At 72.0% G+C, this 20122-nt stretch carries 25 protein-coding genes; 1 reads left to right on the forward strand and 24 read right to left on the reverse strand.

Annotated elements, in window-relative coordinates; translation table 11 throughout:
• Nucleotides 1-148: 148 nt before the first annotated feature.
• The 4 genes from QZ433_RS03505 to QZ433_RS03520 form a co-directional block, all read right to left on the reverse strand.
• Nucleotides 149-760 (reverse strand): GNAT family N-acetyltransferase, encoded by a 612-nt coding sequence (locus tag QZ433_RS03505; RefSeq protein WP_295780031.1) that lies wholly within the window; start codon nucleotides 758-760, stop codon nucleotides 149-151.
• An 84-nt stretch (nucleotides 761-844) separates the two neighbouring features.
• Nucleotides 845-1531 carry a uracil-DNA glycosylase gene (locus tag QZ433_RS03510; RefSeq protein WP_295780032.1) on the reverse strand — a complete coding sequence of 229 codons (687 nt, stop codon included), beginning with the start codon at nucleotides 1529-1531 and terminating at the stop codon, nucleotides 845-847.
• Nucleotides 1528-2013 (reverse strand): phosphoribosyltransferase, encoded by a 486-nt coding sequence (locus QZ433_RS03515; RefSeq protein ID WP_295780033.1) that lies wholly within the window; start codon nucleotides 2011-2013, stop codon nucleotides 1528-1530. The genes QZ433_RS03510 and QZ433_RS03515 overlap by 4 nt, the downstream gene beginning before the upstream one ends.
• Before the next feature lie 79 nt (nucleotides 2014-2092).
• The gene (locus QZ433_RS03520) at nucleotides 2093-2695 is read right to left on the reverse strand and encodes a hypothetical protein (RefSeq protein WP_295780034.1); all 603 of its coding nucleotides are present in this window, start codon (nucleotides 2693-2695) and stop codon (nucleotides 2093-2095) included.
• Between the two features lie 162 nt (nucleotides 2696-2857).
• Between QZ433_RS03520 and QZ433_RS03525 the strand changes: the two genes are divergently transcribed.
• A complete protein-coding gene (locus tag QZ433_RS03525) occupies nucleotides 2858-3943 on the forward strand; it encodes an AAA family ATPase (RefSeq protein ID WP_295780035.1) in 1086 nt (361 codons plus the stop codon).
• Here the strand turns inward: QZ433_RS03525 and QZ433_RS03530 are convergent.
• From QZ433_RS03530 to QZ433_RS03625, 20 genes are all read right to left on the reverse strand, one after another.
• Entirely contained in the window at nucleotides 3925-4275 is a 351-nt protein-coding gene (locus QZ433_RS03530; protein ID WP_295780036.1) for an HU family DNA-binding protein, read from the reverse strand. The genes QZ433_RS03525 and QZ433_RS03530 overlap by 19 nt on opposite strands.
• A 388-nt stretch (nucleotides 4276-4663) precedes the next feature.
• The gene (locus QZ433_RS03535; protein ID WP_295780037.1) at nucleotides 4664-5077 is read right to left on the reverse strand and encodes a flagellar assembly protein FliW; all 414 of its coding nucleotides are present in this window, start codon (nucleotides 5075-5077) and stop codon (nucleotides 4664-4666) included.
• Nucleotides 5074-5961 carry a flagellar hook-associated protein FlgL gene (gene flgL / locus QZ433_RS03540; protein ID WP_295780038.1) on the reverse strand — a complete coding sequence of 296 codons (888 nt, stop codon included), beginning with the start codon at nucleotides 5959-5961 and terminating at the stop codon, nucleotides 5074-5076. Before flgL ends, QZ433_RS03535 begins: the two co-directional genes overlap by 4 nt.
• Nucleotides 5962-5975: 14 nt before the next feature.
• Nucleotides 5976-7376, reverse strand: a complete 1401-nt coding sequence (gene flgK, locus QZ433_RS03545) for a flagellar hook-associated protein FlgK (RefSeq protein WP_295780039.1) — start codon at nucleotides 7374-7376, stop codon at nucleotides 5976-5978.
• Between the two features lie 4 nt (nucleotides 7377-7380).
• A complete protein-coding gene (gene flgN / locus QZ433_RS03550) occupies nucleotides 7381-7863 on the reverse strand; it encodes a flagellar export chaperone FlgN (RefSeq protein WP_295780040.1) in 483 nt (160 codons plus the stop codon).
• Between the two features lie 101 nt (nucleotides 7864-7964).
• Nucleotides 7965-8177 carry a carbon storage regulator gene (locus tag QZ433_RS03555; protein WP_295780041.1) on the reverse strand — a complete coding sequence of 71 codons (213 nt, stop codon included), beginning with the start codon at nucleotides 8175-8177 and terminating at the stop codon, nucleotides 7965-7967.
• Nucleotides 8178-8305: 128 nt separating this feature from the next.
• Nucleotides 8306-10369 (reverse strand): flagellar biosynthesis protein FlhA, encoded by a 2064-nt coding sequence (locus tag QZ433_RS03560; RefSeq protein ID WP_295780042.1) that lies wholly within the window; start codon nucleotides 10367-10369, stop codon nucleotides 8306-8308.
• Between the two features lie 40 nt (nucleotides 10370-10409).
• Complete coding sequence (locus tag QZ433_RS03565) at nucleotides 10410-11510, reverse strand: EscU/YscU/HrcU family type III secretion system export apparatus switch protein (protein ID WP_295780043.1); 1101 nt, start codon at nucleotides 11508-11510, stop codon at nucleotides 10410-10412.
• A complete protein-coding gene (locus tag QZ433_RS03570; protein WP_295780044.1) occupies nucleotides 11507-12268 on the reverse strand; it encodes a flagellar biosynthetic protein FliR in 762 nt (253 codons plus the stop codon). Before QZ433_RS03570 ends, QZ433_RS03565 begins: the two co-directional genes overlap by 4 nt.
• Nucleotides 12265-12543, reverse strand: coding sequence for a flagellar biosynthetic protein FliQ (locus QZ433_RS03575; protein ID WP_295780045.1), 279 nt, complete (start codon nucleotides 12541-12543; stop codon nucleotides 12265-12267). The genes QZ433_RS03570 and QZ433_RS03575 overlap by 4 nt, the downstream gene beginning before the upstream one ends.
• Nucleotides 12540-13274, reverse strand: a complete 735-nt coding sequence (fliP, locus tag QZ433_RS03580) for a flagellar type III secretion system pore protein FliP (RefSeq protein ID WP_295780069.1) — start codon at nucleotides 13272-13274, stop codon at nucleotides 12540-12542. The genes QZ433_RS03575 and fliP overlap by 4 nt, the downstream gene beginning before the upstream one ends.
• 149 nt (nucleotides 13275-13423) lie before the next feature.
• Nucleotides 13424-13909: a flagellar biosynthetic protein FliO gene (locus QZ433_RS03585; protein WP_295780046.1), complete on the reverse strand. Its 486-nt coding sequence runs from the start codon at nucleotides 13907-13909 to the stop codon at nucleotides 13424-13426.
• A 2-nt stretch (nucleotides 13910-13911) separates the two neighbouring features.
• On the reverse strand, nucleotides 13912-14571 hold the full coding sequence (locus QZ433_RS03590; protein ID WP_295780047.1) for a FliM/FliN family flagellar motor switch protein: 660 nt from the start codon (nucleotides 14569-14571) through the stop codon (nucleotides 13912-13914).
• On the reverse strand, nucleotides 14568-15461 hold the full coding sequence (locus QZ433_RS03595) for a flagellar motor switch protein FliM (RefSeq protein ID WP_295780048.1): 894 nt from the start codon (nucleotides 15459-15461) through the stop codon (nucleotides 14568-14570). Before QZ433_RS03595 ends, QZ433_RS03590 begins: the two co-directional genes overlap by 4 nt.
• A gap of 29 nt (nucleotides 15462-15490) precedes the next feature.
• Nucleotides 15491-16303: a flagellar motor protein MotB gene (locus QZ433_RS03600; protein ID WP_295780049.1), complete on the reverse strand. Its 813-nt coding sequence runs from the start codon at nucleotides 16301-16303 to the stop codon at nucleotides 15491-15493.
• The gene (locus QZ433_RS03605; protein WP_295780050.1) at nucleotides 16300-17100 is read right to left on the reverse strand and encodes a MotA/TolQ/ExbB proton channel family protein; all 801 of its coding nucleotides are present in this window, start codon (nucleotides 17098-17100) and stop codon (nucleotides 16300-16302) included. The genes QZ433_RS03600 and QZ433_RS03605 overlap by 4 nt, the downstream gene beginning before the upstream one ends.
• Before the next feature lies 1 nt (nucleotide 17101).
• Complete coding sequence (locus tag QZ433_RS03610; RefSeq protein ID WP_295780051.1) at nucleotides 17102-17317, reverse strand: flagellar FlbD family protein; 216 nt, start codon at nucleotides 17315-17317, stop codon at nucleotides 17102-17104.
• Between the two features lie 99 nt (nucleotides 17318-17416).
• A complete protein-coding gene (locus tag QZ433_RS03615; protein ID WP_295780052.1) occupies nucleotides 17417-18580 on the reverse strand; it encodes a flagellar hook protein FlgE in 1164 nt (387 codons plus the stop codon).
• Nucleotides 18581-18602: 22 nt separating this feature from the next.
• Nucleotides 18603-19019 (reverse strand): flagellar hook capping FlgD N-terminal domain-containing protein, encoded by a 417-nt coding sequence (locus QZ433_RS03620; protein ID WP_295780053.1) that lies wholly within the window; start codon nucleotides 19017-19019, stop codon nucleotides 18603-18605.
• Nucleotides 19020-19030: 11 nt separating this feature from the next.
• Complete coding sequence (locus tag QZ433_RS03625) at nucleotides 19031-20083, reverse strand: hypothetical protein (protein WP_295780054.1); 1053 nt, start codon at nucleotides 20081-20083, stop codon at nucleotides 19031-19033.
• Between the last annotated feature and the right edge of the window lie 39 nt (nucleotides 20084-20122).

Below are 20122 nucleotides of genomic sequence, written 5' to 3' on the forward strand. Positions count from 1 at the left end.
GCCCGGGGGCGGATGTCCGGCCGACCACGCGCGAATCTCCTGAGAAACCGGACGCCGGACCCCGCCGCAGCGCCCGCGGAGGGCGCCGGGGACCTGACCCTCAGGAGTTTCGCCCGCCGCCCGCGGCATCCGGAGGGGAGCCCGGCCCTCATCCGAACAGCTTGCGCCGCTTCTTCTTCGACGGGATGCTCTTCTGCAGGTAGACCACCCCGAGCCAGCGCCCGAATTTGAAGCCGACACGGCCCATACGACCCACCTCGGTGAAGCCCAGCTTCTCGTGCAGGGCGATCGAGGCATCCGCTCCCTTGTCGCTGATCGCGGCGACCATCTCGCGGATGCCGAGATCCTGACACGCGGCGATGAGCGCCTCGAGCAGCGCCCGACCGAGTCCCTTGCCGGCCGCCGCCTGTCCCAGGTAGATGGAGTTCTCCACCGTGTAGCGGTACGCCGACTTCGACTGCCACGGCTGGACCAGCGCGTAGCCGAGGATCTGCCCGGTCGGGGACTCGGCGACGAGGAACGGCAGCCCGAGCTTCTCGAGCGTGGCGAACTTGTCGCGCCACTTCGCGATCGACCACGCCTTCTCGTCGAAGGTCACGACCGAATTGCGGACGTAGTAGTTGTAGATCTCGCGGATGTCGGGGATGTCCGCGGCGGTCGCCGGGCGGATGTCGAACGAGAATGGCCGCTCCGGTTCGGGAGCACGCCGCAGGTGCGCCGGCAGCCGCCGGCGGCTCTTCTCGTACTCCTCTTCCAGCACCCCGCCACTCTACGGCGACACCCGTTTCGCGCGTGTGTCCCCGCCGTCCCCGCTCCCCCTGCGGCGGGAGCGCGAGCGGGCGGGTCAGGCGGGCAGGCGCCAGTCGACGGGGGCCGCGCCCTGCTCCTCGAGCAGCGCGTTCACGCGCGAGAACGGCCGCGACCCGAAGAAGCCGCGACGCGCCGACAGCGGCGAGGGGTGCGGCGACGACACGATCGCGGTCTCGCCGAGCAGGGGCGCGAGGTTCATGGCATCCCTCCCCCACAGCACCGCGACGAGCGCCCGATCACGCGACGCGAGGACGCGGATGGCGTGTTCGGTCACGCGCTCCCACCCCCATCCGCGGTGGGATGCCGGCTCCCCCGGCGCCACGGTCAGCACCCTGTTCATCAGCATGACGCCCTGGTCGGCCCAGGCCGAGAGGTCGCCGTGCGCCACGGGCGCGATGCCGAGATCGTCGTCGAGCTCGCGGTAGATGTTCGCCAGGCTCCGCGGCACGGGTCGCACGTGCGGGTCGACCGCGAACGACAGACCGATCGGGTGTCCCGGGGTCGGGTACGGGTCCTGTCCGACGATGAGAACGCGCACCGCGTCGACGGGAGTGCGGAACGCGCGCAGCACCAGCTCACCCGCGGGCAGGTACGGCCGGCCCTCGTCCCGCAGGCGCCGGCCGAGAGCTGCGATGTCGTCGGCCACCGGCGCGAGGGGGTCCACCCACGACGCGTCGATCAACCCGGCCTCGGCCAGCTCGGCGAGGGACTTCGGCGTCACGCCGCGTCTTCCTCGTGGACCGACCCCTGGTGCGACCACGGGAAGTCGATCCAGAGCGAGGTGTCCTTCCACGCGTAGTCGGGCTGCACGATCGTGGTGGGCTTGGTGTAGATGACGGCCGAGCGCGCGTCGGCGCCGTGCCGGGCGAGGAGCCGGATCGCGAGGTCGAGCGTGCGACCGCTGTCGGCGACGTCGTCGACGAGCAGCACCCGCCGGCCGGACAGATACGACAGGTCCAGCGCGGGCGGCAGCACCTCGGGGGCGTCGAGGACGGTCCCCACGCCCGTGTAGAACTCCACGTTCAGCGCGCCGCAGTTCTTGACGCCGAGGCCGTACGCGATCGCCCCGCCGGGGAGCAGACCGCCGCGCGCGATGGCGACGACCACCTCGGGCGCGAACCCGTCGGCCACGATCGCGCGCGAGATCTGCCTCGTCGCGTCGCCGAAGTCGTCCCAGCTCAGTCGTTCGCGTTCCTCAGCCACCGCGGGCCCCTCTCGTCGTGGTTCCCACCCTAGGGCGCGGCCCGGGTCGTCGATCCCGGATGCCACCCGGGGCCGGACGTCACGGCCGGACGCGCACCGGCAGCAGCATCGCCCTCGTGCCGGGGATGTCGACGAACCCGATCGACGCCCAGTGCGCGCGGCGGGTGGCGATGTCGCCGGCGGACTCGACAGGACCGCCACCCTCGGGGACGAAGGCACCCGGGATGACGAGGGCGATCGTGTCGCCGTCGAAGACGCCCGCGACGGCTCGGACCAGGTCGTGACTGACGAAGCTGCCGACGGCGGCGGGCGCGACGTCGATCGACGAGATCACGCACAGACTCTCGGTGAACAGCGACGACTCGTCGATCATCGAGATCAGCTCGCGATCGGCGAAGGCCGACCCGACCTCGGCCAGGTCGGTGCGCGCGCGGCGCAGGTGATCGGACCACCGCGGGTCGGCGTAGTGCACGCGGTGCAGAGTCGCCTCGGCGAGCACCGTCGAGGCCGCTCTCTCGTCGCCGGGCACCATGCGCGCCCTCCACACCTCGGGTCCGGTGCGGCGGTCGCCGAGGTGCAGCGAGAGCTCGAGCGCAGGAGCCACCGCCACCCGCTCGTGCGCCACGTCCTGCCCGCCGGCGACCGCGCCCGACATTGATCGACCGTCTTCGCGCATACCCATCGTCCCCATTCGACGTGTGCCCCACTCCGCCCGCGCCCCCGCCCGTCGGAAATGGTTCTCCATCGCGCCTTTTGGCGCGAAGATGAGAGATTGCTAATCTCACTCTCAGAGTATTGCCAGCTCGGCCGGCAGCCTATTCCCCCCTTCCAGGAGCACCGACCCGTGAGCAGCACCTACATCGAGACGAGCGGCCAGGTCCGGGTCTACGGCTCCGCTGTCCAAGCTCACGACACGCTCCCCCTCGGCACGTATCGGGTGCGTTTCGCCCCGAAGGACGGCTTCAGCCTGGTGCGCACCGAGGACCTCAGCGTGGGTGTCGAGAAGGTGTACGGCCAGCGCGAGGCGAAGGTGGACAAGATCTTCCGCGCCTACGCGCGGCTCGAGCGCAATCTCGGCGTCATGCTCTCGGGCAACAAGGGCCAGGGCAAGTCGATGTTCCTGCGGATGGTGGCCCAGCGCGCCATCGCGCAATCGCTCCCCGTCGTCCTCGTCACGGAGGACGCGGAGGGCATCGTGGATTTCCTCGACACCCTGGATGAATGCCTCGTCATCTTCGACGAGTTCGAGAAGGTGTTCACCTCCGGTCGGGGACGCTCGGACGGCCCGAATCGTCAGAATCAATTCCTCACGCTGTTCGACGGAATGTCGTCGGTGAAACGCATCTACTGCCTGACCGTGAATGACGTCCAGGATGTCAGCCATTACATCGTCAATCGCCCGGGTCGATTCCACTACCACATGCGATTCGATTACCCCGGCCCCGCCGAGGTGCGCGACTACCTGACCGATCAGGCGCCGAACGCCCGCCCCGCCGAGATCGAGAACGCCGCACTGTTCTCGCGCCGGGTCAATCTGACGTACGACCACCTGCGCGCGATCGCCTTCGAGATGAATCACCCCGAGGCCACCTTCTCGGAGATCGTCGAGGACCTGAACATCAAGGCCATCGAGCCCAGCACCTACCGCGTCGAGGCGCGGTACCGCGACGGGACGATCCTCGCCGACGAGGCGGTGATGAACCTGCACGAGCGCAGCGACGTCGAGCGCACGGTCGAACTGCGCAGCACGCAGCGGTGCCTGTACTTCTCGTTCGCGCCCCGCGACGTCGTCTTCGCGTCCGACGGGACCTTGACCGTCCCCGTGGATGCCATCGACGCCAGCGACGAGGACGACGAGACCCCCGAGGAGTTCCCCGTAACGATCACACTCACCCTCGTCGGGCAGAACAGCTACTCGTTCGAACGCTGACCCCGCTCGCCCTCGCCGCGCGCGGTGATCCTCTTGTTGACCTCGCGGGTCGCCGAGAACTTCAGCACCGCGTAGTCGTCGACGCGGCCGCGCGCCTGCGGATCGTCGCGGATGTTGAGGACGACGTCGTGGCCCTTGTGCGACTGGGCGTAGAACCGACCGAAGCCCGTCAGCGTCACACGGTTCCCCGCGTTGACGAGGTCCAGGATCTCGTCGAAGATCGCGTCGTAGGCCAGCTGCGTGACGCGCAGCGACAGGCCGGTGCGCTGGGACACCCGCTGGACGAACTCGCGCTTGCTCACCTTGGGCTCTTCGGTCCTCGTGCCGGACATCTCGCACCATCCTTGTTCTCTGCTCGGAAACGAGCGTATGCAGCAGCCGCGCCCGCCGGTCGGGGTTGCCAAACCCCGCGCGACGTCCGCATCATGCCGCGCCGCGGGGCGCGGAGTCGCCTCGTCCGCGGCGCTCGAGCCCCCGCCGAACGGCGCGCGAGCGGCGATCTCGCGGGGTCGACGACCGCGCGGCATCGCCACCGCCGCCGTCGCCGATGGATCGCGCGACGTCGGGCGAGGCCCGACCACCTCGCCTTCGGGTGGCGAGAACCCCGCGTTCAGGTCGCGGAATCGGTCGGTTTCTGCTCGTATTCGGGGAGATCCTATCGCCTAGGCGGGGCGGGTGGCATCCCTCCGCCGTCATGTGACGCCCGGGTGGACCCGCCGGTCAGGCGACCGCCGGAGCGGGATCCTCCGCGCCCAGCAGCGCGCGCAGCGGATACGAGGTGTCCTCGAGGATCACCTGGCTGGCCGCCCCCGTGCGGACATTGAGGAGCACGGGCGCGCGGAGGTTGAGGAAGACCCCCTCATCCGTCGGATTCGCCACCACGAAGACGCGGATGTCCTCGGACGCGGCCCCGATCTCGTCGCGCATCTCGGCGGTGACGGGCGGCGCATAGCCGGACGCCACGACCGCCGCCTCGACGACGAAGAGGCGGACCTCGTCGGCGACGGCGCGCAGGGCGTAGAGCCCCTCGGCCCCGTCGATGCGATCGAGACGGAAGGAGGTGAGGGGACTCAAGCCCGGCAGGGATCGCGCGAACTCGACGTCGAGGGCGGCGAGCGGGGGAAGAGGCGTCATCTCAGGAACTCCAGGAGGGTGGTCTGCAGGCTCTTCGCGGTGACCTGCAGGGCGGATTGATAGACGAGCTCGGCGGACTGGAGAGCGACATAGACCTCGACGGTGTCGACGTCCTCGACGCGGGCCCGTCGCGCCTCGAGATCCACGGCGTCGGCGGCGTTGGCGGTCGCGGCGCGCTCGATCTGCGCCTGACGGGCGCCCGCGACGGCGCGCGCCTCGGAGAGATCCCTCACGTGCGCGTCGATGCGGGCCAGATGGGGGGCCACGTCGGTACCGGAGCGCAGGTCGGCGGCGACGGCCTGGATCGTGGCGAAGACGCTCGTGGCCCCCTCGCCGAACGCCCGCGCTCCGTCGAGGTCGACGCGCACCTTCTCGTTCGCGGCGATCCGCCGCTCGACGGCCGCGCCGGGGACGCCCCGGAACGCGAAGTCGACCGGGTCGAAGGCTTCACCGGTGTCGTTCGTCCCGGCGAACACCGTGCGTCCGAGGAGCGTCGTGTTCGCGCGGGCCATCAGCTCGCGCCCGAGGCCGTCGAGTTCGGTGGCGATGGCCGCGCGCGCGTCCGGGCCGAGCGCGCCCGAATTGGCGCCCTGCACGGTGAGGTCGCGCGCTCGTGCCAGCAGGTCCAGGCTCGACCCCAGCGCCCCGTCGGCGGTCGCGACCCACGCCGTCGCGTCGGTGATGTTGCGGGCGTACTGCGCGACGCGCGCCTGCTCGCCGCGCACGCCCAGGATCGCCGCGGCGGCGGCGGGATCGTCGCTCGCCGCGCGGATCGCCCGCTGCGAGCTCGCCTGCTCCTGCAGCTTCGCCCGCTCGGCGAGACCCGCCTGCAGGGTGCGGATGGACTGCTGGGTGAGGGTGCTGCTGGTGATGCGTCCGATCATGTCGTCTCCGGGGGTCAACGGCCCACCAGGCCGACGCGGTTGATGAGGACGTCGAGGGCTTCGTCGACCGCGGTGAGCACGCGCGCGGCGGCCTGGTACGCCGTCTGATAGGTGAGCAGGGTGATCGTCTCTTCGTCGCCGTCGACGGACGCGCCCGACTGCTGGCCCGCGATGGCAGCGATGGCCGTCCGGTCGGCGGCGTCGGCTCGCTGACGCTCCCCCGCCACCGAGACGCCGAAGCCGACCACGAAGCGCGACCAGGTCGCATCGGGGCCGGAGGGCGCGGTGGCCAGGTCCGAGATCCGGTCGGCGACGGAGGTGTCCTTCGCCCCGGCTCCCGGAGCCGACAGTGCCAGCTGGCCCAGGTCCGCGACGGCGACGCGCAGTCCGCGCGCCGCCGGGACGCCGGGGGCGAAGACGAAGACGTCGCCGCCGGGAGAGCCGTCGGCGGTTCGGCCGGTGCGGTGCACCGCGTTGACCGCCTGAGCGAGGGACACCGCCGCCTCGTCGAACGCCCGCGCCGCCGACGCGAGCGTGCCCTGCTCGGCGGCCGGCGCGAGGGAGCCGATGACCGCACCCACGGAACCGCCGGTGACGGCGATCGGCAGCTCGGGACGATCGGACCACGCCACGGTCAGGCGACCGGTGGCGGTCATCTCTCGCGGCCCGGTCAGGACGAGCGCCCGGCTCGTCTCGCCCGCGACGAGCGCGTTGCCGTCGACGCGCAGGGTCATCGTGGCATCCTGCTCGACGCGACCGGTCGCACCCACGGCCGTCGCCAGCTTTTGAGCGAGAAGATCACGCTGGTCGATGAGCTCGTTCGCCCCGCGGCCGGACTGTGCGGCGGTGCGGATCTGCGCGTTGAGCGTCGCGACCTGCGCTGCGACGTCGTTGACCGTGGCCACGTCGCGATCCAGCTGGTCGCGCAGCCCCGACCACTGCCCCGCGATCTGGTCGTACCCGGTCGCGATCTGCGCCGCGAGCGCCCCGGCCCGCGCGAGGACCACCTGCGCGGTCGCGGGAGCCGGCGTGTTGGCCAGGTCCGACCACGCCGCCCAGAAGCGACCCAGACCCGCCGAGAGCGAGGTGTCGGAGGGCTCGGCGAGGGTCTTCTCGACCGCCGCGGCCGACGACGCCCGCGCCGACCAGAAGCCGGAGGCCGAGAGCGCGTCGCGCACACGGGCGTCCATGACCTCGTCCCCGAGGCGGGCGATGCGCTCGATGGCCACGCCGCCACCGACGTCCCGCGCCCACGCGTCGGCGGTGCCCGTCGGCGACACCGCGGTCTGCACCAGACGCTGGCGGGTGTAGCCCGGGGTCGTCTGATTGGCGATGTTCTGACCGGTCACGTCCATGCCGGCACGCGCGGCGGCCAGGCCCGACGCGGCGATGCGCAGTCCCGAGAAGGTCGACACCGGCTCAGACCTGCACGTCGAGCAGACGCGACGCCGGGGTCGACCGGTGGGAACCGGCCGCGGCGTACTCCCCGGTCGGTTCGCCCCACCCCGCGATGGTCTCCTGCGTCACGCGCAGGGCCGTGCGCAGCAGCTGATCGACGGCGCTCCTTTTCTGGGCGATCTCGTCCGCGAGCTGCGTCATGGCGTCGAGGTGGGACTGCATGACCTCGCGCCACGCCTCGGTCGGGGCGGCGGCGACGAGGTCGCGCAGCGTCGAGACATCGCCCGCGCCCCACTCCTCGGCGACCTCGACGAAGACCGTGTCCCGCGCGATCGTGCCGGCGCCGATCGCCGCGATCACGCGCTCGACCTCGGCGGTCGCGTGCCGGACCCACCGGGTGCGTCCCGTGGTCACGAGCATCTCCAGCTCCTCGAGCTTGAACAGCATCAGCTCCATGAGCTCCCGCTGACGCAGCAGATGCATGCTCAGGTCGGTCGCGGCCACCAGGTCACCTCGTTCGGAATGTCGAGTCGCGCGGCGGGTGCGTCCGCCACGGGCCCGACTATCGCGACGCCGTCGTGCGGGAGTAACCCGGGCTGCCGCCGCTACCGGGTGTCTTCGGCGGCGCGGAGCACCGACAGCAGCGCATCCTGGGCGTGCGGGGCACGGGATGCCGACAGAGCCTCGTGGTTCTCGTCGGCCACCGCCACGACGATCTCGCTGCGGTGGATCCTCATGTCGCGCGGGGCGTCGATGCCGATGCGGACGCCGGTGGCGGTGACCCCGAGGACGGTGACCGTCACGTCGTCGCCGATCATGATGCTCTCGTTCGGGCGTCGTGTGAGTACGAGCATGTGTGTGGGTCGCCTTCCGTGGCTCGCGCGTCGAGCGCCGTCCTTCCCCGAGAATAACCTTTCCGCTCGATCACGAGCGTTTCCGCCCCATGTCAGGGAGCGGTCAGCGCGTTCTGCTCGAGGCGGACCACCCCGACGACATCGGTGCCGAATCCGCCGACGGCGGCCTCGTCGTACGACAGGATCGGCATCCCGCCGGTCTGTCCCGCGGTGAGCGCGCGCACCGCCGCCCGCAGCGACGGGGCGCACACGAGCACCGGCTCGGCGTCCGCCGGATCCACGGTGGCGACGGCGCGACGCACCCCCTCGAGCAGGTGCATCGTCGTCTCGGGGCTCAGCACGATCTGCGCCCGCCCCTCGACGTGACGCAGCCCCTCGAGCATCTGCTGCTCCAGGGCCGCGTCGAACATCACCACCCGCAGGCGACCGTCCCGCGCGAAGCGCGCCGCCACCGCCGGACCCAGCGCCGCGCGCGCGGCCTCGACCAACGCGGGGATCTCGGTCGTCGTCTTCGCGCGCAGCGCGAGCGCCTCGAAGATGCGGCCGAGGTCGTTGATGGCCACCCGCTCGGCCAGCAGTCCCGCCAGCACGCGCTGCACGACGGCGAGCGGCAGCAGCGACGGGGTGAGCTCGTCGACCACCGCCGGCTGGGTCTGCTTGAGATGATCGGTGAGCTGGCGCACGTCCTCGAGCGAGAGCAGCCGCGCCGCGTGGGTGTGCACCAGGTCGGACAGATGCGTGATGACCACGCTCGCGCGATCGATGACCGTCGCCCCCGCCAGGTCGGCGGCGTGCGACATCTCGGTGCGGATCCACTTGCCCTCGAGTCCGAAGACGGGGTCCGTCACGCTCGTGCCGGGCACGGCATCCAATCCCGCCCCCAGGGCCAGCACGTGCCCTCGGGGTACGACGCCGCGCCCCGCCTCGACGCCCGCGACGAGGATCGCGTAGGTTTCGGCGGGCAGTTCGACGTTGTCGCGCGTGCGCACCGGCGGCATGAGCATGCCCACCTCGAGCGCGATCTTGCGCCGCAGCGCCTTGACCCTCGTGAGCAGGTCCCCCTGGCCGCCGGCGACGAGGTCGACGATGTCGGGGGCGAGCGAGATCTCGAGCGCGTGCACCCGCATGCCGTCCATCAGATCGTCCGGCCGCTCCGCGACGGCGGTCTCGCGCGCGCGCTCCGCCTCGGCGAGCGCCTCGTCGGCCGCGGCGCGATCGGCGCCGGCCTTGACCCGCGACGCGGCGAACAGCAGTCCCGCCCCCACGGCCGCGAAGGCGAGGAACGGCATCCCGGGGATCAGTCCCATGCCCAGCGCCGCGATCGCCGTGATGATCAGCGCATTGCGGGACTGCAGCAGCTGGCGCCCGGCCGCCCGGCCGAGCTCGGCCTCGGCGTTCTCGCGCGTGACGATCATGCCGGTGGACACCGCCATCAGCAGCGCGGGGATCTGCGTGACGAGCCCGTCGCCGATGGTCAGCAGGCTGTACGTCTCGAGGGCCTTGTCGATCGTCATCCCATGCATCGTCATGCCGATGACGATCCCGCCGACGAAGTTGATGACCAGGATGACGATGCCCGCGATCGCGTCTCCCTTGACGAACTTGCTGGCGCCGTCCATCGCGCCGTAGAAGTCCGACTCGGCCGCCACCTCGGCCCGCCGCCTCCGGGCCTCGTCGTCGGTGATGAGTCCGGCGTTCAGATCGGCGTCGATCGCCATCTGCTTTCCGGGCATCGCATCCAGCGTGAACCGCGCCCCCACCTCGGCGACGCGCTCCGCACCCTTGGTCACCACGACGAACTGGATCACGGCCAGGATGAGGAAGATCACCGCGCCGATGACGAGGGACCCGCTGATCGTGATCTGACCGAAGGCGGCGATCACCTGACCCGCGTGCGCCTCGCTGAGGATGAGACGGGTGGAGGCGACGTTCAGGCCCAGGCGGAACAGCGTGGCCACGAGCAGCAGGCTCGGGAAGACCGAGAAGTCCAACGGCTTGGTGACGAACATCGCCGTGAGAAGGATCAGCAGGGCGAAGGCGATGTTCGCCACGATCAGCACGTCGAGCAGCGGCGCCGGCACCGGCACGATCAGCAGCAGGATGATCCCGACCACGCCCACCGGGACGGTGGCCTTCGACAGCAGGTGAGCGATCATCTCGTCCGTTCTCTCAGAGGGCGATGGGCGCCGGCGCGGCTCACAGGCCGCGTCCGCGCAGGGTCGCGGGAGGCATGGTGTGGGTTCCGTGCCCCGAACCGCGGGCGCGCAGGTGCTGCACGAAGGCGAGCACCTGCGCGACAGCCGTGTAGAGGTGCTCGGGGATCTCGTGCCCCACCTCGACGCTCGCGTGCAGGGCGCGGGCGAGGACGATGTCGCGGACCATCGGCACCCCCGCCTCGTCGGCGCGCTCGCGGATCTTCTGCGCGATGACCCCCGCCCCCTTGGCGACCACGCGCGGAGCCGACCGCCCCGGTTCGTAGCGCAGCGCCACGGCGACGTGGGTGGGGTTCAGCAGCACCACGTCGCTGTCGCCGACCGCGGCGATCATGCGGTTGCGGCTGACGGCCAGCTGACGCGCCCGACGCTGGGAGCGGATGAGCGGGTCGCCCTCGCTCTTCTTGTGCTCGTCGCGCGCCTCTTGCTTGGTCATGCGGGTGTGACGACGGTTGCGCCGGAGGACGACGGCGACGTCGATCGCGGCCAGCAGCAGGCCCACGGCCACCGCGACCTGCAGGAGCGACGCGACCCCGCCCCCGGCGATCCGGAGGAGCCACTCGACGGTGTGGCGCCCGCTGGCCATGAGGACGGGGACGAGCCCCGACACCACGACCCACAGCGCCGCGCCGATCGCCGCGGTCTTGAGCAGGGCCTTGGCCCCCTCCCACAGCGCGGCGGTGCCGAAGGTGCGCTTCAGCCCCGCGACCAGGTCGAACTGCTCGACGCGCATCGGGATGCCGCGCAGGCGCACACCGCCCTGGGCGATCGCCGCGACGGTCGACGCCACCAGCACCACGATCAGCATCGGGAGCAGGATGCCGCCCACCGCGCCGATCGCCCCGGCGACGGCCTCGACCGCGCGGGACGGCTCGGGATCGCGCGCCACCGCCCGGATGGCCCCCATCCGCTCCGTCAGGACGGATGACGCCGCGTCGATCGTGACCGGCGTCATCACCGCGGCCGCTCCGACCGCCACCCACGCGGTGAGGTCCTGGCTGCGCCCGATCTGACCCTTGCGGACGGCGCGGCGCAGCCGTTCGGGCGTGGCCTTCTCGGTGCGCTCCCCCGTGTCGGTGCTCACCGCGTCACCCCGATCACCAGGCGCGCGGCATCCTCGGCCAGCGCGGCGACCACGGCGGGCAGGGCGGCGAACACGAAGCCGATCAGCACGAGGGTCAGAGCGATCTTGAGCGGGAAGCCGAGAGCGAAGGCGTTCAACGCCGGCGCCACGCGCGAGACGAGACCCAGACCGACGTCCGCCAGGAACAGCACGATCAGCAGGGGGCCGGCGATCTGCACCGCGCTGAGCAGCATCTGCCCCACCGCGCCGGTCAGCACCTCGGCCGGACGGCCGAGGTCGATCGCCCCCGACACCGGGACGGCGTCGAACGAGCGGAACAGCCCGCCGAGGACCAGCTGATAGCCCTGCGAGGCGAACAGCAGCAGGATCGCCGTCATCTGGAACAGGCGGGTGAACTGCGCCCCGTTGACGTTCATGCCGGGGTCGTACGCCTGGGCGAGCTGGAATCCGCCGAACGTGTCGACGAGGAACCCCGCGCTCTGGATCGCGCTGAACAGCACGAACACGAGGAACCCGAGCAGGGCGCCCACGAGCACCTGGCCCGCGGCAGCGAAGAGGAAGCCCCCGGTGTCGAGTCGCTGATATCCCGGTACGACCGCGGGCGAGACCGCCACCCCCAGGCCCACCCCGAGCATCGCGCGGATGCGCAGCGGGATCGCGCCGTGGTTGAACGGCGGCGCCACGACGAGGAACGCGGTGATGCGCACGACGGCCAGAGCGGTCGCCTCGAGCCAGCGGAAGTCGATCGCGACGTTCATCCCCCGCCCCCCAGCAGGCTCGGGATCCGGGCGAAGAGCTCGTGCGTGAACGTCACCGTCTCGGTGATCATCCAATTGCCGCACACCAGCAGCGCGACCCCGACGGCGAGGAGCTTCGGCACGAACGAGATCGTCATCTCCTGCACCTGCGTGATCGACTGCAGCAGGGAGATCGCGAAACCGACCACCAGCGCGGTGATCAGCAGCGGCGCGCACAGCTTGGCCGCGAGCACGAGGGCCTGCAGCCCGATGTCCATCACCGCCGCGGAGTTCACGTCGCCCCCCGGTACGACTGCACCAGAGAGGTGATCACCAGACCCCACCCGTCGACCAGCAGGAACAACAGGATCTTGAACGGCAACGAGATCATCACCGGCGGCAGCATCATCATGCCCATCGACATCAGTGCGCTCGAGACGACGAGGTCGATGATGAGGAACGGCACGAACACGATGAAGCCGATCACGAACGCAGCCCGCAGTTCGCTCAGCATGAACGCCGGGATGAGGGTGTAGAGCGGGATGCCGTCGGGCCCCTCGGGATTGTCCATGCCCGCCGCGCGGTGCATCAGGGCGATGTCGTCCTCGCGGGTGACGTGCAGCATCCATTCCCGCAGGGGCTGCTGGGCGGCGTCGAAGGCCTGCCCGAAGTCGATCTGCCCCGCCGTGAACGGGGTGACGGCGGCCTGATTGATGTCGGCCAGGACGGGCCACATGATGAACAGCGTGAGGAACAGGCTGAGCCCGGCCAGCACCTGATTCGGGGGGATCGACGGCAGCGAGAGCGCGTTGCGGGTGAGGGCGAGCACCACGAAGATCTTGGTGAAGCTCGTCATCATCAGCAGCAGGGCCGGGGCGACGCTGAGCACCGTGATGCCGAGCAGGGTGGTGATGCTGTCGGACGGCGTGCCGTTGACGCCGTTGATGCTGATGCCGCCGCTTCCCCCCGTGGCCGCTGCGGCGGGGACGGCGGTGCACACGACGACCACCGCGGTGATCAGCAGCATGGCCAGGGTCGCGCCCATCCGGCGCCGGCGTCGCCCGGGCGGGCGCGGTGGCGCGGCGGCGGGGGCGGTGGCGGGCACGACGACACTCTCGAGAGGGGGGTCGAGGCCGATCCGTAGCCAGGGTGCGAGCGATCCGTGCTCTCCCGCGACTATCGCGACGCGGAGCGCACCCGGTAACCCGACCGCAGCGCGGGCGGGCCGTCGGAGTGCCGGTTCTCGCGGCGGGTGGGGGCGACGGCATCCCGGTCATCGGCGACGGCCACCAGGGCGACGGGCTCGACGACGGCGTCCGACGCCGAGCTCTCCTGCGTGTCGACGACGTCGACGCCCTTGTCGCTCACGCCGAGGACGTACCGGATGCCACCGAACTCGGCCACCACGAGGTGCGCCTTGGGCGTGAGGGCGGTGCGGGCGACGACGGTGATGCGCTCGTCGCGCGGCGGGGGCGAGGAGGTGCGCCCGGTCGCCCGTGCGACGAAGGATCCGAGACGGTCGAACCGGCGCGGGACGAGCGCGGCGAGGGGACCGTCCCCCGCCGCCTGCCCCTTCTTGAGGCGCCTGCTGAGGAAGACCAGCAGCCCGAGGACCGCGGCGAGGGAGACCGCCGCGCGCAGCAGTTGCAGGGCGTCGTCCACGCTCAGTCGCCGTCCACCGCGTCGATGATGCGCTCCACGCGCACCGCGAAGTCGCCGTCCGCGACGACGACCGTGCCGTAGCCGATCAGGCGCCCGTTCAGGGTGATGTCGGCGGGCGAGCCGGCCGCCCGGTCCAGTTCGACGACACGACCGGGCTCGAGGTTCAGCACGTCGCGCACGGCCATTCGGGTGCGACCGATCTCGACCACCAGCTCCATCTCGACGCCCGCGATACGGCTGACCCGGGTGGGACCGGCCGAGCGCGAGGCCGCGACGGGGTCGTCGATGCGGACGGCCGCGCGCGCCACCACCGCGCCGTCGGCGTTGACGAAGTCGAACACCTGCGCCCCCGCGACGGTGAACACCGCGTCGGCCTCGACGTCTTCGCCGTCGCCCAGGGCGCCCGCACCGAGGACGGCGACGGCCGCCTCGAAGACGGGGTGCAGGCGGTCCGCGAGCGCGACCCCGGGGGATCCGTCGTCGAGGGCGTCGGGCTCGACGACCTGGACCGCGATCGTCGCACCGGGCGTACCGGTGAATGCGACCGCCACGGCACGGCCGGTCGCTCCCGGGTCGGACGACGGGGTGGGCAGCACGGGGAAGGCGAACGGCAGTCGGGCGGCGATCGCAGCGGCCATGGCGTTGGCCTGGAAGGTGGTCATCGGGGGGTCTCCTCGGGGATGGCGGTGATCGTGCACGCGAGACGCGGCCCCTGCGAACCGGCGACGGCGCGGGCGATCGGCGTCGCGCCGACGACGAGTTCGAGCGGCGTCGTCTCGGGGTGGGCGAAGCGCAGCAGGTCGCCCGGGGCGAGGTCGAGCACCTCGCCCGCGGCGATGACGCGGGGCGTGATCCGCAGCGCGACCTCGAGCGGCGCGCGCTGCACGTGGTCGGCGGTCGAGCCCGGCCGGGGTGCGGACGCAGCCCCCCGACCGGTCTCGGCGAGGTGGTCGACGACGACACCGGCGGGGAGCATGACCGTCGTGGTCGAGAGGGTGTCGCCGACGCGCAGGTCGAAGCGCGCGACGATCACGGCCTCGCCGGGCGCGATCACCTGCAGGTACTGCGGGGTGTAGTGCAGCCCCGAATAGGTGACCGCTCCCGGAAGTCGGGAGCCCAGGCACGAGCTCAGCAGGGCGAAACCCTCCTGCAGGAGCGGGAGCACCAGGGCGGATTCGATGGGGGTGAGCGGGCGCGGGTCGATGGGTCCCGTCACGCGTCCGCCGAGCATCTGCACGACCCACAGGAGCGCGTCGTCGAGTCCCACCTGGATGACGCAGGGCTCCTCGCGTCCCGCGGTGGAGCCGGCGACCATCGCGGTGGTCGCCGGCAGGGTGTCGGCGTACTCCTGGTACGACACGACCTCGACCCCGCGCGGGATCAGGTGCGTGCGCACCCGCACCTTCGCGGTCAGGTGCGACGCCCACTGCCGCGCGAAGGCCTCGAAGGCCGCCTCGAGGTGGCGCGCCTGCTCACGCCCCAGCTGGGCCGGTCGGTGGAAGTCGTAGGCCGGATAGCGGCGCAGCGGATCGTCACGGACGACGGCGGTCACGGTGTTCTCCTTGAGGGGGTCACGAGGGGTCAGCCGCCGGATCCGGCGCTCACCAGGCCCGGGATCAGACCCCGCACCTGCTCCTGCTCGGTGGATTCGACGACGATGTCGACGCGGCGGTTCGCCGCCAGAGCCTCGGCGCTGTCGCCGTCGACGAGCGGCCGCTGATCCGAGAAACCGACCGCCTGGACGCGCGAGCCCGCGATGCCCTCGTGTTCGACCAGGAACCGCGCGACCTTGGTGGCGCGGCTGCTGCTGAGCTCCCAGTTGCTGTCGTACGGGGCCGCGGCCGCGCGGTGGTCGGCGTGACCCTCGATGCTGATCGGGTTGCCGGCGGCCGAGAGGACGTCACCGACGAGGTCGAGCACCGCGTCCGCCTTGGCGGTCAGGTCGGCGCGGTTGTCGGCGAAGAAGGTCTCGGCCCCGACCAGGCCGATCTTCAGTCCCCGCTCGTCGATCACGAAGTCGACGGTGTCCTGCAGGCCCTGCGCGGCGAGCGCATCGGTGATCTGCTGTTGCAGGCGCTGCATCGCGTCCACCTCGTGAGCGGCGCGCACGGCCACATCGCGCACCCCGTCGTCGACGAGCAGATCGGGCGGGATGACGAGCCCCTCGGTCAGGTCTCCCCCGCCGACGGTCTGCGACTGCCCGAACGCGGCGGCCAGACCGTTCTTGAGCTGCTCGTACTTGGTCTCATCGACCACCGACACCGCGTACAGCACGATGAACAGGCACATCAGGACCGTCACCATGTCGGCGTACGACACCGCCCAGCGCTCGTCGGGTTCGTCATGCTCGGTGTCGTCGTGCCCCCGGCCGCGCGCGCGACGCGCCGTGCTCACGTCGCGTCCTCGGCCGGGGCCTTCGACGCCGCGGAGCGGTCCTTCGAGGACGGCTTGTACGTCGTGAGGGCCAGCAGCCGCTCCTCGAGGAGGCGCGGCGGGCTGCCCGCCTGGATCGCGAGGATCCCCTCGCACACCAGCGTCATGCGTTCCTGCTCGAGGGCGGCCATCCGCGAGAGCCGGCCGGCGATCGGGTTCCACAGGAAGTTCGCCGACAGCAGGCCCCAGAGGGTCGCCACGAACGCGGCGGCGATCATGTGCCCCAGTTCGTCGGGCTTGTCGAGGTTCTCGAGCACGTGGGTCAGCGACACCACCGTCCCCACGATGCCGATCGTGGGGGCGTAGCCGCCCAGCGCCGAGAAGAACTTCGCGGCGACGCGGCGCCGGCCGATCACCGTCGCGATCTCGTCGTCCATCACCGCGCGCAGGTCTTCGGCACCCACCCCGTCCGCGAGGGCCTGGACGGCGCGGCGGGTGTAATCGTCGGGGGCGCCGTCCAGCTCGTCCTCGAGGCGCAGCAGCCCCTCGGTGCGCGCCTTCTCGGCGTAGCCCACGAGGATCGGGATCACCGACGCCGGAGTGGAGCGCGGACCGCGCACCATCGCCCCGAGCGATCCGAACGCCGAGAGGGCGTCCTTGACCGTGTGGCTGGCGATGCCCACCCCGATGGTCGAACCGAGCACCAGGATCATCGGCGCCGGAAGGAACAGCGCACTGAGGTGCGCGCCCTCCATCGTGATCATGGCGTAGAGCGCGCCGAAGGCGATCACCACGCCGGCGACGAAGGCGAAGTCCACCTCAGACCTCGTTCGCGGGGGTCAGCGCCGCCGCGGCGGCGAGGACGCGGGCGCGGTAGGCCACGATCCGGGCGATCAGCTCGTCGAGGCTCTCCTCGACGTTGTACACGCGTCCGTCGACCATGTGCAGCGTCGTGTCGGGTGCCTCGTGCACCCTCTCGATGAGGTCCGGGTTCACCGCGAACCGCGAGTGGTCGAGGCGGGTGAGCGTGATCATCGGACGGACTCGGCTTTCGATACGGGGGCGGAGGCGACTATCGCGACGGGACCGCGCGCCGGTAACCCGAGCGGGTCCCGGCGCACGAGCGCGGACGGATCATCGCTTGAGGTTGGTGAGCTCCTGCAGCACCTCGTCGCTGGTGGTGATGACGCGGGCGCTGGCCTGGAAGCCGCGCTGGGCGACGATGAGGTTCGTGAACTCCTGCGACAGGTCGACGTTGCTCATCTCGAGCGCCCCCGACAGCAGCGACCCGAACCCGGCGCGGTCGGCCTCGCCGACCTGCGCGGCCCCGCTGTTCACCGTGGCGCGGAAGGCCGTGCCGCCGGCTTTCTCGAGCCCCTCGGCGTTGGCGAAGGTGACCAGCGCGACCTTGGCGAGCGTCTCGGTGCGGCCGTTGCCGAAGGTGCCGACCACCGTGCCGTCGCTCGTGATCGTGTAGGACGTCAGGGTTCCCGCCGCCGAGCCGTTCTGCGCGGTGAGGGCGACCGTCGACACACCGGCGAACCCCGTGACGGCCGTGAGGTCGACCGCGATGCCGCCCGCGGCCAACGTCAGGCCCGCGGTCTGCCGCCCGTCGGTGAAGGCCAGCGATCCGCTCGCCCCACTCCGCGGCTCGGTGACGTCCCATCCCGCCGCGGTGCGCGTGAACGTCAGGCTCAGCGTGGTGGCGGCGCCCTGCGCGTCGAAGACCTGGATGTCGCGCACGATCCGCTCACCCGCAGCCGCCGTCGAGGGCAGATTGCCGGTCACCGTCGAGGTGGTCGTGGGGCGGGCCGCCGACAGGAGACCGCGCGGGATCGAGATGTCGCCGGTGGGGCGGCCCGGGTCGACGACGCCGTTCTGGGCCGTCCATCCCTGCACGAGGGAGCCGTCGGCGGTGACCATGCGTCCCGCGCCGTCGAACGAGAACCCTCCCGCGCGCGTGTAGAGCGTCTCGCCCGCCGCGCGCACCGCGAAGAACCCGTCGCCCTGGATCATGAGGTCGCCGCTGCGGCCGGTGGTCTGGGCCGCCCCCTGGGCGAAGGTCGTGCGGATGCCGCCGACCTGCACCCCCAGGCCCGCCTGGGCGGGGTTTCTCCCCCCGGTGTCGCCCGCCGGCATCCCGGCCTCTCCGACGACCTGCGACAGCGAGTCCTCGAACAGCACCGACGAGCCCTTGAAGCCGGCGGTGTTGACATTGGCGATGTTGTTGCCCGTGGCGTCGAGCATCGTCTGGTGCGAGCGGAGTCCGGAGATCCCGGAGAAGAGCGAACGGAGCATGAGGGTGTCTTTCGTGAGGGGGTCAGGCGGTGCGGAGGGAGGTGAGGGCGTCGAGCGCCACGGTGGTGCCGCCGATCGTGAACCGCGGGACCGGACCGTCGAACGAGGCCGCGGTCACGATGCCCGAGGCCGGGGCGCCGTTCGCGTCGAGGTAGCCCGCCTGACGGCCGAGGAGGGCGGCGGCGGTCTGGCGCATGTCGAGGGCGAAGGCCTCGGTCCCGGTGCGGCTGAGGGCGGTGAGCTGCTCCATCATGGCCAGCTGCGTGGTCTGCGAGATCATCTGGTTGGTGTCCATCGGGGCGGACGGGTCCTGGTTGGTCAGCTGCGTGACCAGCAGTTTCATGAACGCGTCGGCATCCAGGGCCTTCTTCGGGGCGGCGGGGGCGGCACCCCCGCTGACGAGAGAGGTCGGGGACGCCGAGACGGCTTCGACGGACATGGGCGGTCCTTTCAGGCGAGGATGTCGAGTCCCCCGCCGAGCACGGCGCGGGGGGTCGGGGCGGACGGGGTCGCGAGGTCGCGGGGCGGGAGGCGCCGGGCGGGGGCGTCCCGATCGCCGCTCAACCCGCGAGGGGACTGCTGCGCCCCCGCGTCGCGCGGCGGGGAATCGGATGCCGTCCCCTCGCCGATCGCCACGTGGGCGCCCGGTGCGATGCCGGCGAGGTCGCGCCGCAGCTCGCCCAGCAGGCCGCGCAGGGCGTCGCGCGCGAGGTCGGTCGCGGTCAGCAGCTCGATGCGGACGTCGCCGCCCGCGCCGATGTGGGCTCGCACGGTGACCGGCCCGACGGCCTCGGGGGTGACGACGAGGGTCAGGCGGTGGGTCCCCTCGGACAGCTGGGCGAGACGCCGCATGGGCGGGGTCACCTGCGCGACGATCGACCGGGGCGACGGGGCGATCGGCGCGTCGGCGGAGCCCGGCGGGACGGGCGCGGATGCCGCGGCGGGAGGGGTGGGGACGGACGCGGCGGGAGGGGTGGGGACGGACGCGGCGGCGGGCGTCGGCGTGTCCGCGCGGCGCGCGGCGTCGGGGGCGTCAGGCGCCGCGGTCGAGGCGGCCGCCGCGGGGTCTGCGCCGGGAGCGGCGACGGTGCCCGCGGAATCTCCGACGGGCGGGGCACCGGCGTCCGACCACGCCCTGCCGATCGCAGAGCCGGGCAGGGGCACGGCGGAGGTCTCGGCCACGGATGCGTCGCCGGTGGCGATCGGGGCCACCGCCGCCGCGGTGAGCACCGGCTCGGCTCGCCCCGGGCACGCGTCGGCGCCGCCGGGAGCGGGTTCTGCCCCGGCCGTCGGGGGACCGTCGTCGGCGGAGGAGGCGCAGCGCCGCTCGGTCGTGGGGGATCCGGCATCCCCCTCGGCGTCGTCCGTGACCGCGGAGCCGGCCAGCGCCTCGCGCAGGCTGTCGGCGAACGCCTGCCCCGCGGGGTCGGGGGCCGTCGACGGTCGCGGCGCGGGGCCGGCGGCGCCGTGCGGTGGGACGGACGTGAGCAGCGCGGAGGTCATCGGCATCCCTCCCCCGCTCCGGCGCCTCGCGGCCCGCCG

The organism is uncultured Microbacterium sp. (assembly GCF_913776565.1).
Lineage (GTDB): Bacteria > Actinomycetota > Actinomycetes > Actinomycetales > Microbacteriaceae > Microbacterium.

Coding starts and splice junctions, on each gene's coding strand:
- QZ433_RS03615 (WP_295780052.1), bottom strand. CDS start 18,580: ATGCTCCGTTCGCTCTTCTCCGGGATCTCCGGACTCCGCTCGCACCAG.
- fliP (WP_295780069.1), bottom strand. CDS start 13,274: ATGCTGCTGATCACCGCGGTGGTCGTCGTGTGCACCGCCGTCCCCGCC.
- QZ433_RS03520 (WP_295780034.1), bottom strand. CDS start 2,695: ATGGGTATGCGCGAAGACGGTCGATCAATGTCGGGCGCGGTCGCCGGC.
- QZ433_RS03610 (WP_295780051.1), bottom strand. CDS start 17,317: ATGATCACGCTCACCCGCCTCGACCACTCGCGGTTCGCGGTGAACCCG.
- QZ433_RS03570 (WP_295780044.1), bottom strand. CDS start 12,268: ATGAACGTCGCGATCGACTTCCGCTGGCTCGAGGCGACCGCTCTGGCC.
- QZ433_RS03535 (WP_295780037.1), bottom strand. CDS start 5,077: ATGACGCCTCTTCCCCCGCTCGCCGCCCTCGACGTCGAGTTCGCGCGA.
- QZ433_RS03620 (WP_295780053.1), bottom strand. CDS start 19,019: ATGTCCGTCGAAGCCGTCTCGGCGTCCCCGACCTCTCTCGTCAGCGGG.
- QZ433_RS03560 (WP_295780042.1), bottom strand. CDS start 10,369: ATGATCGCTCACCTGCTGTCGAAGGCCACCGTCCCGGTGGGCGTGGTC.
- QZ433_RS03555 (WP_295780041.1), bottom strand. CDS start 8,177: ATGATCGGCGACGACGTGACGGTCACCGTCCTCGGGGTCACCGCCACC.
- QZ433_RS03625 (WP_295780054.1), bottom strand. CDS start 20,083: ATGACCTCCGCGCTGCTCACGTCCGTCCCACCGCACGGCGCCGCCGGC.
- flgL (WP_295780038.1), bottom strand. CDS start 5,961: ATGATCGGACGCATCACCAGCAGCACCCTCACCCAGCAGTCCATCCGC.
- QZ433_RS03530 (WP_295780036.1), bottom strand. CDS start 4,275: ATGTCCGGCACGAGGACCGAAGAGCCCAAGGTGAGCAAGCGCGAGTTC.
- QZ433_RS03590 (WP_295780047.1), bottom strand. CDS start 14,571: ATGACCACCTTCCAGGCCAACGCCATGGCCGCTGCGATCGCCGCCCGA.